This is a genomic window from Luteimonas abyssi, assembly GCF_001482195.1.
Classification (GTDB): domain Bacteria; phylum Pseudomonadota; class Gammaproteobacteria; order Xanthomonadales; family Xanthomonadaceae; genus Luteimonas; species Luteimonas abyssi.
In genome coordinates, this window is record NZ_KQ759763.1 from 3361849 (window position 1) to 3374718 (window position 12870).

General features: G+C 68.7%; 8 protein-coding genes. 3 read left to right on the plus strand and 5 right to left on the minus strand.

Features of this window, described 5'->3' with window-relative positions; all coding sequences use genetic code 11:
* Window positions 1–33 precede the first annotated feature (33 nt).
* The 5 genes from RG19_RS14570 to RG19_RS14590 all read right to left on the minus strand — a co-directional run bounded on the left by RG19_RS14570 (window position 34) and on the right by RG19_RS14590 (window position 6737).
* On the minus strand, window positions 34–243 hold the full coding sequence (locus RG19_RS14570; protein WP_058835906.1) for a YdcH family protein: 210 nt from the start codon (window positions 241–243) through the stop codon (window positions 34–36).
* Between the two features lie 40 nt (window positions 244–283).
* Window positions 284–1162, minus strand: coding sequence for an aldose epimerase family protein (locus RG19_RS14575; RefSeq protein WP_238376656.1), 879 nt, complete (start codon window positions 1160–1162; stop codon window positions 284–286).
* The gene (locus tag RG19_RS18055) at window positions 1155–2174 is read right to left on the minus strand and encodes a glycoside hydrolase family 43 protein (protein ID WP_058835907.1); all 1020 of its coding nucleotides are present in this window, start codon (window positions 2172–2174) and stop codon (window positions 1155–1157) included. The genes RG19_RS14575 and RG19_RS18055 overlap by 8 nt, the downstream gene beginning before the upstream one ends.
* 24 nt (window positions 2175–2198) lie before the next feature.
* On the minus strand, window positions 2199–3683 hold the full coding sequence (locus RG19_RS18060) for an MFS transporter (protein ID WP_058835908.1): 1485 nt from the start codon (window positions 3681–3683) through the stop codon (window positions 2199–2201).
* A 123-nt stretch (window positions 3684–3806) separates the two neighbouring features.
* A complete protein-coding gene (locus RG19_RS14590; RefSeq protein WP_058835909.1) occupies window positions 3807–6737 on the minus strand; it encodes a TonB-dependent receptor in 2931 nt (976 codons plus the stop codon).
* Window positions 6738–7136: 399 nt separating this feature from the next.
* Between RG19_RS14590 and RG19_RS14595 the strand changes: the two genes are divergently transcribed.
* The 3 genes from RG19_RS14595 (at window position 7137) to RG19_RS14605 (ending at window position 12579) form a co-directional block, all read left to right on the plus strand.
* On the plus strand, window positions 7137–8435 hold the full coding sequence (locus RG19_RS14595; RefSeq protein WP_058835910.1) for an MFS transporter: 1299 nt from the start codon (window positions 7137–7139) through the stop codon (window positions 8433–8435).
* Between the two features lie 84 nt (window positions 8436–8519).
* Window positions 8520–9617, plus strand: a complete 1098-nt coding sequence (locus RG19_RS14600; RefSeq protein ID WP_082672697.1) for an endo-1,4-beta-xylanase — start codon at window positions 8520–8522, stop codon at window positions 9615–9617.
* Between the two features lie 91 nt (window positions 9618–9708).
* Complete coding sequence (locus RG19_RS14605; protein WP_238376657.1) at window positions 9709–12579, plus strand: glycosyl hydrolase 115 family protein; 2871 nt, start codon at window positions 9709–9711, stop codon at window positions 12577–12579.
* Window positions 12580–12870: the final 291 nt, after the last annotated feature.

Genomic DNA, 12870 nt, shown 5'->3' on the forward strand with positions numbered 1-12870 from the left:
GACCGGCCGCTCAGGCAGACGGAGCCTCCCGGCTCAGGCCGGCTGATCCGGGATCAGCGAAGACTCCAGCCGTGCGATCGCGTCCTTGAGCTGGAGCTTGCGCTTCTTCAGCCGCTTGAGCGCGAGGTCGTCGGCGACGACGACCGTGGTGTGGAGATCCGCGATGGCCGTATCGAGGTCGCGGTGCTCGGCCCGCAGTACCGCGAGGCGATCCGCCAGGTCGAGGTCGCGCGTGACGTCCATGCGTCGGAGCATACACGCCCCGGACGACCGTCCGGGGACGTCAGCGGCAGGCCAGTCGGCACCACGCGGAACGCGTCTGCCCTCGCGCCAGGACCTCCGGCGCCAACGTGGGGGCGTCCGGCGGGCCGGTCTGCGGCTCGACGCAGGTCGCGTCCGGCGGCATGTCGTAGAGCACCCAATGGCCGCAGTCGGAAGTCATCTGCAATGCGATGCCGTCGATCTCCAGGTCCACCGGCGCATCGTTGAGGAAACAGTCGTCGAAAGGCCCGCCACCCGGCGCGCCCGTTGGCCGTACGGCGATGCCGTCGGCATCGCGCGGGTACATCGCGTACGGGCGGAAGTCCAGCCGTGCGGGCTTGCGGAACCACGGGTGCCATCCCAGCGTGACCGGCATCGGCTGCGCGCCCGCGGTGACCGACAATGTCATCTCCAGGACGCCCTCGTCGTCGACCAGGATCGATTGGCGCGCGCTGCCGCCGAACGGCCAGCGCGCGTCCTCGGGCAGGCTCAGGCTGAGGTCGATGCGGCGCGCTCCGTGTGCGATCACCCGCCACGGCATGAGGAAACCGACACCGTGGATCGCATGCCGGCCGAAGGTGCGGCGCAGTCCGATCTCGCGCCCCTCCAGCGGGAAACGACCGTCGCGGATACGCCCGGCCCAAGGCACCATGGGGAAGCATCCCCAGCCGATCGCGGTGCCGTCGCTCTCCCCGTGGCCGAGCAACAGGGGGACGTCGTCGTACCGGATCGCGGCGATCCGCCCGCCGGCAACCGGCGCGATCTCCACCTGCAGCCGGTCGTCGCCGATGCGCAGCAACGGACCCGGTGCGAGCGGGTCGGTCGCGTCGACCGCGGCCCCGGCCGGCACCGACGCGCGGTCCGATGCGGCACCGGCCGGCACGCCACGGACCTCAGGCACCCGGGTACGGATCCAGCGTGGCGATGCGGCCGTCGGCATCGTGCGGCAACTCGGCGACCTTGGCCGAGCGCAGGTGGGTCACTCCGCCCGACGCCAGGGCATCGTGGTAGTACAGCCACCAGCGGCCGCCGAACGCGACGATGGAATGGTGTGTCGTCCAGCCGACCACAGGCGTCAGGATCGGCCCCTGGTACACGAACGGCCCGTACGGCGAATCGCCGATCGCGTAGCACAGCAGGTGGGTGTCGCCGGTGGAGTAGGACAGGTAGTAGCGACCGTCGTGCTTGTGCAGCCACGGCCCTTCGAAGAAACGGCGCGCATGATCGCCGGCACGCAGCGGTTCGCCGCTGTCGTCGACGATCGAGACTTCGCGCGACGGCTCGGCGAAGCGCTTCATGTCCGGATCTAGGCGTGCCACGCGCGGCCCCAGTGCGGGCGCGTCGTCGGCCGGCTCGCCCCGGTCGGCATCGTAGACGTTGTCGCGGTAGTGCTGCAGCTGGCCGCCCCAGATGCCGCCGAAGTACATGTAGTGGCTGCCGTCGTCGTCTTCGAACACCGCCGGATCGATCGAGTAGCTGCCCGCGATCGGCGTCGGCTCGGCGATGAACGGACCTTCGGGCCGATCGCCGACGGCGACACCGATGCGGAACAGGCCGTCGGGCGACTTGGCCGGAAAATACAGGTAGTAGCGTCCGTCGCGGCAGGCGGCATCCGGCGCCCACATCTGGCGTTCGGCCCAGGGTACGTCGCGCACGTGCAGCGCCACGCCGCAATCCTCCGCGTCGCCTTCGGGCGAATCCATGCGCAGGACGTGGTAGTCCTCCATGCCGAAATGCGAGCCGTCGTCGTCGAACGGGATCCCGGCGTCGATGTCGTGGGAGGGGTAGATGTAGATCCGTCCTTCGAACACGTGCGCGGAGGGATCGGCGGTGTGGATGTGGTCGACCAGCGGCCTGGACAGCGCTGCGGCTTCCAGCTTCGCCCGCGTGGCGGAGTCGATCTGCTCGGACATGCGATGGTTTCCTCGTGCGTTTCCTTACGGCCCGGCCGCCGGCGCGGCACGACGCTCGCCCAGCTCGCGCTCGATGCGCCGCTCGGTGGTCTTGTTGATCTCGTAGAAGAACAGCAATGCGATACCGGCCAGGAACGGCAACGCCGCATACAGGCTGACCGCGAGCCGGATCCCGGACACGGTGTCCGGCGCCTGCATCGGCGCGCCGGCCTGGTAGCCGTAGAACGCGAGGATGCCGGCCACCAGCGCGCCGCCCACGCTCAGCCCGATCTTCAGCCCGCACAACATCGCGGAGAAGATGATCGCGGTCGCGCGGCGATGGTTGCGCCACTCGGAGTAGTCGGCGACGTCGGCGATCATCGCCCACAGCAACGGGATGGTGATCCCGTAGAAGAAGCCGTGCAGCATCTGCGACACGAACCCCTGCCACACCGCCTCCGGCGGCCACAGCAGGAACGCCAGCAGAAACAGCGTGGACACGAACAGCGCGCCACCGAACACGTCGCGTTTGCCGAAGCGCTCGGCGAGCCGCCGGGAAAAACCGATACCCGCGATCATGAAGAGGATGCCGCCGGCGTTGAACAGGCTGAAGGCCGAGGTCGGCGCGTCCTCCGGCCAGTGGAACGCGGTCAGGCCGATGCCGGTCAGCAACGCGTTGAGCCCGCCCATGAACGCCTCGAATCCGGACCGCTCCAGAAGGCCGGCCAGATGCGGCTCGCTCAGGTAGTACTGGAAGTAGTAGATGGTCATCCCGCCCTTCAGGGCCAGGGAAACGAAGACCAGGATGGTCAACGCCAGCATCACCAGCCAGGGCCGGTTGCGGGCGAGATCGCCGAGATCCTCCAGTACGCTGGAGCGCTGCTCCGGCGGCGAGACGATCCGCTCGCGCGTGGTGAAGAACGTGATCAGGAAGAACACCGTGCCGACGATGGCGAACAGTGCCATCGCGTTGCGGAAGCCGGTCGCGCGATCGCCGTCGCCCAGGATCAGCACGAGCGGCAACAGCAGCACCTGGATGATGAACTGCGCGATCATCACCGCCACGAAACGGTACGCCGACAGGCTGTTGCGCTGGTCCATGTTGCCGGTCAGCACGCCGCTCAATGCCGCGTAGGGCAGGTTGTTGGCCGAGTAGACCAGCACCAGGAGCGTGTAGGTCGCCAGGGCGTAGACGACCTTGCCGGTCGGCCCGAAGTCGGGCGTGGAGAACGCCAGCAACGACAACACGCCGAACGGCACCGCCGTCCACAGGATCCAGGGTCGGAATCGGCCCCAGCGCGTGCGTGTGCGGTCGGCCACCAGGCCCATCAGCGGAGTGAACGCGAATGCGCCCAGCAGGCCGACGACGAAGATAATCGTCGCCGCGGTCGCCGCCGGAATCCGGTAGACATCGGTGTAGAAGAACGCCAGGAACGTGATCAGCGTCTGGAAGATCAGGTTGGCCGCGAGATCGCCGAGGCTGTAGCCGACCTTTTCGGTGACCGAGAGGGGTTGCGAATCACTGGACATGAGGGCGATGCGGGTCCTGTGGCGGCGGAGCGGCGGCAGCGGCCGCACGCCCCGATGGCGGCGGGTGGCGGGGTCGTCCCGGTGCCGGAGCACCGGGACGCGCGCGCATCGCTGTGCGGATGGTCAGAACGTCCCCCGGATGCCGACCAGGATCGTCCGTCCGGGATCGTAGAGGTCGTTGACCGCGTTGGGCCAGTGGAAGTTGGACCGCCGCTCCTCGCCGGTGATGTTGATCACGTTGAGGGTCAGCTGCGGCGAGGTCGGCAGTCCGGCCAGTGTGTAGCTCGCCGACAGGTCGTACTGTCCGCGGTCCTCGCTGATCAACTGCGCGTACGGGATGCCCTGCTGGTTCGGTCCGCTGACCTCGGTGCCCTCTGCCCAGCTGTAGGACAGGCGTACGGAGGCGCGGTCGTTCTCCCAGTAGAGCGTGCCGTTCCACATCTTCGGCGAGATGCCGAAGACGTTGCCGGCCAGCCGGTCGGCGTCCTGTCCCTCGGTGTCGAGCGAGATGCTGGTGTAGTTGGCCATGAAGCCCAGCCCCTCGAACACCGCACGCAGCGGCTGTACCCAGATCAGCTCGTAGCCGCGGATGTCGAGCGAACCGTCGGCGTTGACCTGCTGCTGCACATTGACCGTCGCCGCATCGGGACCGCCGCGGGCGTTGATCGCGCTCTGCTGGCCCTCGGTGAGATCCTCCCACGGCACGCCCAGTTGGGAGAACGGCATGGTGGTGATGCCCTGGTAGGTGTAGCCGGTGACCCGCTTGTTGAACAGGGTCGCGCCGACGAAGCCCTCGTCGCCGGTGTACCACTCGCCGCCGATGTCGAAGTTGGTGGACAGGTACGGCGTGAGGTTCGGATTGCCCTGGTTGGCGTTGAGCGCCGAGAGATCGGTGAAGGTCGTGTTGGGCAGCATCGAACTCGGGTTGGGGCGGGTCATGGTGCGCGACCCCGACATGCGCAGCACCACGCTGTCGGCCACGTCCCAGGCGGCGCTGAATGACGGCAACCACTCCTTGTAGTCCCCCTCCAGCGTCTGCCATTGGCGCACCCCACCGAAGGTGACCGGACCGCTGATCCGCTGATCGGTGGTGACGTAGCGCATGCCCGCGTTGAAACGCAGGTCGCGGTCGAGGATCTCGGTCTCGCCGTTGATCTCGACGTAGGCGCCGATGGTCTTCTCGTTGATCCCGCCGGTGGAACCGCCGGTGTTCGGACCCGCCGATTCCGGCGCCTCGTCGCGGAAGCGGTGGTAGTCGGTGGCGGCCATGAAACGGTCGAAATCGATGGTGACGAACCCGTACGGACCGGGCCGCAGGTACGAGGCCAGGTCGGAATCCGACAGCGTCTCCCGCACGTGGGCTTCCCATGCCGGGCTGTTGTCGAAGCCCTGGATCCGGCGGGTGAACTCGTCGTAGGCGACACCCACGCGCACGTTGCGGCGATCTTCGCCCAGCTGCAGATCCGCACGCGCGCCGGTGGTCTCGGTCACGCGCTTCTCGTTCTGCACGTTGACCCGGCCGCCAGCCCAGGTCCAGCCGATGGATGGGTCGTCCAGATCCAGATCGGTGTCCCAGGTCGGCACGCTGCCGTCGTTGCGGTAGTCGATGGTGGTGAACGGCGTGTTGACCAGGATGGTCGGCGACTCGCGGAACATCCAGCTGCGGCTGGTGTTGGCCTGCACGTCGAGCTTGATGCCCTCGTTGGCGCCGAACCAGAACGTGCCACCCGGATTGATGCTCCAGTACTGGACGTCCTCGCGGTAGGGCCGCCCTTCGAGGAAGAACTGTGCGTTGGTGAACGTGGCCTCGGTGACCACCCCGTTGGCGTCGACCTGCATGTCCATCGGCAGCAGGCCGTTGGGCCCGAAGTTGCGCCCGACCAGGTTGATGTCGATGCGGTCGTTGGAGCGGTCGGCGCTGGAATACAGCGCGTCCAGGTACAGGTGGGCCCGATCGCTCGGGCGCCACTCGAACGCGGCGAGCACCGCATCGCGGTCGCGATCCCCGGACATGTGGACCGGCCGGCCCAGACGGGGAATCAGCGCCTCGCTGATCTGATCGATGGTCAGCCCCGGATTTAGCGCGAGCAGCAGATCGCGATCGACCACCTGTCCCGGCGTGAGACCCGCGGCGCGGGTCGCGGCGTTGTCGGGCACGACATCCGGGATCAGCCAGCCGCCGCCACCGCCCCGGTTGCATTCGGCCGGACGTCCGGTGAAGGGGTCCACCCCGGCGGGCGCCTCGCGGCCGCACTGCACGTAGTTCAGTCCGGGGTTGGTCCAGCCGATGGTTTCGTAGCCTTCCACGCCCATGCGGCCTCGCACCGACGAGACGCCGACCAGCGCACCGAAGGTCCCTTCGTCGTTGGTCCAGCTGCCGGTGAACGCACCGCGTGGGCTGACCTTGTCGCTGATGTCGTTGTATTCGCCCTGCAGTTGATAGGTGAAATGCCGCCCCGGGTTGTCGAACGGCCGCGCACTGCGCATGTCCACCACGCCGGCCGCGCCGCCTTCGGGCAGGCGCGCCATCGGTGTCTTGTGCACCGTGACTTCAGTGAAGAACTCGGTGGGAAACAGATTGAGATCGACCTCGCGGTTCTGGTTCTGCGCGTCCAGGCCGATCGAGGCGGTGGCGACCTGCACACCGTTGATCACGGTCTTGGTGAAACTGCTGGGCAGGCCACGGATGGCGACGTTGAGGCCCTCGTTGTTGACGTCTCGCGAGAGCTGGATGCCTGGCACCCGGTTGAGCGATTCGGCGATGTTGAGGTCGGGAAACTTGCCCAGGTCCTCGGCGAAGATCGAGTCGGTGAAGCCGGTCGAATCCCGCTTGGCCTCGGTCGCGAACTGCAGGCTTTGCCGATAGCCGGTGACCACGACCGAATCCAGTTCGACGGGATCGGGTCCGGGCTGGGCGGATACCGGTGCCGCGGGCATGTCCTGCGCGACGGCCGGTACCGCGGCGTCCTGCGCCGAGACATGGGCGCTCGCCGTGGCGAAGATCGCCAGCCCGAGCGCACGCGACAACACGGTTCTTGCGTAATGGGTCTGCACCGTACTCCCCTCCCGTTTCTGGTGACCACTCTGATTTTTCGACCGGACGTCGCGTCCTTGGTTATCCCCCAGGTAGGCACCGGTCTCGATCTCCGGGCCGGAACGCGAACGTCCTGAGCCGGGAGTGGGCGGATGGTAGCGCTCCCAATCTCGAGGACGCAACACATTCGGTCGACGCACTCGCGAATGCGGCACGCGGATGCGCGAAATTGCTTAAATCCCTGATTTTGCTGCAGCGCAGCGCGATCCCCGATCGTGCACTGCACGATGCCGGGCGTGATTCGCTGTGTTAATGATAGCGATAACATTCGCGCCGGCTGGCGTGTTCTCCGGGGAGGGAGTCGAGCTGATGGGTGGCTTTGCAGGTCGTTGCACACGGTCGCGTCCGGGGGATCGCGCATGAGTGTCGTCGGCGAGGCCGCGGGCGCGCCGCGCGTGGGCTGGTACCGCTGGCGCATCTGCGCGCTGTTGCTGGCCGCGACCACGATCAACTACATCGACCGCCAGGTGCTCGGCGTGCTCGCGCCGTACCTGCAGGAGGAGATCGGCTGGAACGAGATCGAGTACGGCTACATCGTCACCGCCTTCCAGGGCGCCTACGCGATCGGCCTGCTGTGCGCGGGCTTCGTCATCGACCGCCTCGGCACCAAGGCCGGTTACGCCATCGCGATCACCATCTGGAGCATCGCGGCGATGAGCCACTCGCTGGCCGCGACCGTGGTCGGCTTCATGATCGCCCGCTTCGCGCTGGGCCTGGGCGAAGCCGGCAACTTCCCGGCCGCGATCAAGACCGTGGCCGAGTGGTTCCCGCGCCGCGAGCGCGCGTTCGCGACCGGCATCTTCAATTCGGGGTCGAACATCGGCGCGATCGTGGCCCCGCTGCTGGTGCCGATCATCGCGCTGACCTGGGGCTGGCGCGCGGCGTTCCTGTTCACCGGCGTGCTCAGCGCGACCTGGCTGGTGGTGTGGCTGGTGATGTACCGCGCGCCCGAGCGTCACCCGCGCGTGTCGGCGGCGGAGCTGGCCCACATCCGCAGCGATCCGCCGGAGCAGACCGCACGCGTGCCGTGGCTGCAGATCCTGCGTCACCGCCAGGCATGGGCGTTCGTGGCGGCGAAGTTCATGACCGACCCGATCTGGTGGTTCTTCCTGTTCTGGCTGCCGAAGTTCCTGCATGCCGAGTACGGACTCACCCTGCTGGCACTGGGCTTGCCGCTGGTGGCGATCTTCGTCGTCGCCGACGTGGGCAGCATCATGGGTGGCTGGCTGGCCGGGCGCTTCATCCGCATGGGCTGGAGCGTGAACCGTGCGCGCAAGGGCGCGATGCTCGTCTGCGCACTGTGCGTGGTGCCGATCGTGTTCGCCGCGCAGGCGGAGAATCTGTGGATCGCCGTCGCGCTGATCGGCCTGGCGACCGCGGGCCATCAGGGCTGGTCGGCCAACGTGTTCACGCTGACTTCGGACATGTTTCCCCGGCACGCGGTCGCATCGGTGGTGGGCATCGGCGGGTTCGCCGGTGCGGTGGGCGGCATGATGATCGCCACCTTCACCGGCATCCTGCTGCAGACCACCGGCAGCTACCTCCCGGTGTTCCTGATGGCGGGATCGGCCTATCTGCTCGCGTTGCTGGTCGTGCACCTGCTGGCGCCGCGACTGGAACCCGCCTCGCTGGTCGCCGCTGCGGCGGTGCGGCCCTGAGATCGGCCCGTCGCGCCCGCCGGCGCACGGGTCCGTCGATCACCCCGCGGACACGCTCCGCAGGCACTTCCTGGAGACATCGTCATGACGCCATCCACCATCGGCCTGCTGTCCGGCCTGCTCGCCCTGCCCATCGTCCTCATCGGCTGCGGCGGCGATCCGCCGACGCCGACCGGGCCGCACACACCGGCAGCGGCCGAAACCGCAGCGGCGACGGACGCCGCATCGACCGCGTTGGCCGCGGGACTGGACCGCTTCATCGGCAGCGCGCACAGCCCGCCGCAGCACGACGGATTCGCCCGCTACTGGAACAAGGTCACCCCGGAGAACGGCGGCAAGTGGGGCGAAGTGGAAGCCGAGCGCGGGGTCATGGTGTGGGACGAGCTGGATGCCGCCTGGGAGATGGCGCAGGCGCACGGCCTGCCGTTCCAGATGCACGTGATGGTCTGGGGCAACCAGCAGCCGGAATGGATCAAGACCCTGCCGCCGGACGCGCAGCGCGCCGAGATCGAGCGCTGGTTCGCCGCAGTGGCCGAGCGCTACCCCGGGATCGATTACGTCGAGGTCGTCAACGAACCGATCAACGACCCGCCGAGCCAGGACGACGAAGGCGGCGGCAACTACATCGAGGCGCTGGGTGGCACCGGCGACACCGGCTGGGACTGGGTGCTCGAAGCCTTCCGCCTGGGCCGTGCGCACTTTCCCGACTCGGTGCTGATGATCAACGAGTACAGCGTCACCAGCACGCCAGACACCACCGCCCGTTACCTGGAGATCATCCGCCTGCTGCAGGCCGAAGGTCTCATCGACGCGATCGGCGTGCAGGGCCACGCGTTCTCGACCACCCCCGAGACGCCGATGGACGTGCACCGCACCCATCTCGACGCGCTGGGCGCGACGGGACTGCCGGTCTACGTGACCGAATTCGACATCGACGGACCCGACGACGACGCCCAGCTGGCGAGTTACCAGCGCGTGTTCCCGGTGTTCTGGGAGCACCCGGCCGTGCGCGGCGTCACCCTGTGGGGCTTCCGGCCGGGCCTGTGGCGTACCGAACAGGGCGCTCACCTGGTCCGGGAGGACGGCAGCGAACGGCCCGCCCTGGCGTGGCTGCGCGCCTACGTCCGCGGCGAAGCGGACGCGACCGCCCCCGCGCCCGCATCGACCCCGCGAGCCGATTGACGTCCGGCGCGTCCGCCGCGCTGCGCGGACGACCGCCATCCGCCATCGCGCGCCGTCGCCGGCGTGCCCGGACTGGAGCCCGAACCGCACCATGCGCATGTCCCCGTTGTTCGTTCCGCTGTTCTTCCTGCTGTCGACCGCCCTCGCCGCGCCACCGGCACGGGCGCACGACTGCGGCGCCCCCGCCACCGTCTGCGAGCAGGCGACTTCCGGGTCCATGCCGCTGATCGAACGCGGCGTGCCGCTTCCGGTGCTGACCGACGACGACGATTTTCCCGCCGTGCGCCGCGCCGCCGACGATGTTCGCGCCGACCTGGCCACGGTCGCCGACGGCGGACCGCGCGCGGACCCGGCGCCTGGCGGCATGGCCGTGATCGCGGGCACCCTCGGGCGCAGTGCAAGGATCGACCGCATCGTTCGCACGCACGGATTGGCGACGGACGATCTCGAAGGGCGCTGGGAGGCCTATTCGATGCAGGTCGTCGATGCCCCCGAGCCGGGCATCGCGCGTGCGCTGGTCATCGTCGGCGCCGACCGCCGCGGCACCGTGTTCGGACTGTACGAACTCTCGCGGCGTATCGGCGTGTCGCCGTGGACCTGGTGGGCGGACGTCCCCCCCGACACCCGCACGAGCCTGCACATCGCACCCGGACGCATCGTCGACGCGCCTGCGGTGCGCTATCGCGGGATCTTCATCAACGACGAGGACCCCGCGCTGGGCGGCTGGATGAACGCCACCTACGGCGGCCCCGACCACCGCTTCTACGAGCGGGTCTTCCAGCTGATCCTGCGCCACAAGGGCAATTACCTGTGGCCGGCGATGTGGGGGCGCGCGTTCTACGACGACGACCCCGCCAACGGTGCGCTCGCCGAGGAGATGGGCGTGGTGATCGCCACCTCGCATCACGAACCGATGATGCGCGCGCATGTGGAATGGCGTCGGCACGGCGAAGGTGCCTGGGACTACACCGAGAACGCGGATGCGCTGCGGGCGTTCTGGCGCGAAGGTATCGCGCGCGTGCGCGACGGCGAGGCCATCGTCACCCTGGGCATGCGTGGCGACGGCGACGAGCCCATGAGCGAAGGCACCGCGATCGGCCTGCTGGAGGGCATCGTCGCCGACCAGCGGCGGATCATCGCCGAGGTCACCGGCCGGCCGGCGGAGGAAACGCCGCAGGTGTGGGCGCTGTACAAGGAAGTGCAGGATTATCTCGACGCCGGCATGGCGGTCCCGGACGACGTGACCCTGCTGTTCGCCGACGACAACTGGGGCAACATCCGCCGGCTGCCGCAGCCGGGCGAACGTCGCGAAGGCGGCTACGGCGTGTACTACCACTTCGATTACGTGGGCGGGCCACGCAACCACAAGTGGATCAACACCACCCAGATCGAACGCGCCTGGGAACAGATGCGGCTGGCGTGGACGCACGGGGCCGACCGCATGTGGATCGTCAACGTCGGCGACATCAAGCCGATGGAGCTGCCGATCAGTTTCTTCCTCGACCAAGCCTGGGACCCGGAGGCGATGACGCTCGACGCCATGGCCGCTTACCCGGCCACCTGGGCTGCCGAACAGTTCGGTCCTGCGCATGCGCAGGACATCGGCCGGATCGTCTCCCGCTACACGCAGTACAACGCGCGACGCAAACCCGAGCTCTTGTCGCCCGAGACCTACAGCCTGATCCACTACGGCGAGGCCGACCGCGTACTGGCCGAATGGGATGCGCTGGAAGCCGACACGCTGCGGGTGCGCGATGCCCTGCCGGACCATCAGCGCGATGCCTACTACCAACTGGTGGAGTACCCGGTGCTGGCCAGCGCCAACCTCAACCGTCTGTACGTGACCACGGCCCGCAACCGGCTGCACGCGTTGCAGGGCCGTGCGACGACCAATGCGCTGGCCGACGAGGTCGAACGCCTGTTCGCCCGCGACGCCGAACTCGCCCGCGTCTACGAGCAGGACGTCGCCGACGGCAAGTGGATCCACATGATGTCGCAGCCGCGCATCGGCTACACGCACTGGCAGCAGCCCGACCGCAACGTGATGCCGGCGCTGTCGCGCATCGACGTGCGCGAGCGCGGGACCATGGGCGTGGCCGTGGACGGCGACGCGCGCGGCTGGCCGGTGCCGGCGCACGTCGCCACGCTGCCGCCGCTCGATCCCCATGGGGCGCCCGTGCGCGGCATCGACGTGTTCAACCGCGGCGCGGCGCCCTTCCGCTACAGCAGCAGCGTGTCGCATCCGTGGTTGCGCCTGGTGCCCGATGCGGCCGAGGTCGTGGACGCACGCCAGGTGCAGGTCGAGATCGACTGGGATGCGGTGCCGGAGGGGGAGCACCTGGCCCGGATCGACCTGCTCGGCAGCGAGCTGACCGAGGTGCGCATCGAGGTGCCGGTCACGCGCCCGCCGCGCGACGTCACGGTGCGAGGTTTCGTGGAGAGCGACGGACACGTGGCCATCGAGGCCGCCCACCACGAGCGCGCGGTCGCCGCCGACGGCCTGCAGTGGCAGGTGATCCCCGGCCTCGGCCGCACGCTGTCCGCGGTGACCGCATGGCCGACCACCACCCCCGCGCAGACACCGGGCGGCGATGCGCCGCGGCTGGAGTATCCGGTGCACCTGCACCGGGACGGCGAGGTGGAGGTGCGGGTGCGGGTATCGCCCGCGTTGGACTTCCAGAACCGTGGCGGACTGCGGTATGCGGTGTCGTTCGACGACGCACCGCCCGAGATGGTCACGGTGCGCCTGGACCCGACGCCGGACGACCGCGACTTCCGCGCCTGGGAACGCGCGGTCAGCGATGCGGTGCATGTGGCGACGTCGCGGCATGCGGTGACGGCCGGTGCGCGCATGCTCAAGCTCTGGAGCGTGGATCCGGGCTTGGTGTTCCAGCGCGTGGAGATCGTGCGCGATGGGGTGCGCCCCAGCTACCTCGGCCCGCCCGAGAGCGTGCGGCGGTGAGTGCCTCTGTCGCCCGGCCCGCCTCTGCTCCTGCTTCCGCTCCTGCTTCCGCTTCTGCTCCTGCTCCTGCTCTCGCCTCTGCTTCCGTTTTTGCCATGGCTCTTGATCGTCGAGCCGTAAAGCGAGCCGAGCATCGCAGGACGGCGGGGCCGGAGAGCTGCCCATGTCTGAGCGCAGCGAGTTTGGGCAGCGTGCCCCGCCGTCCGAGAAGCGCAGGGGACCGGCGCGGCGCAGCCGCGCCGGCTCGCGTCCGGCGAGAGGACTTTTTGGTTCCTTTTTGGTCCTGCAAAA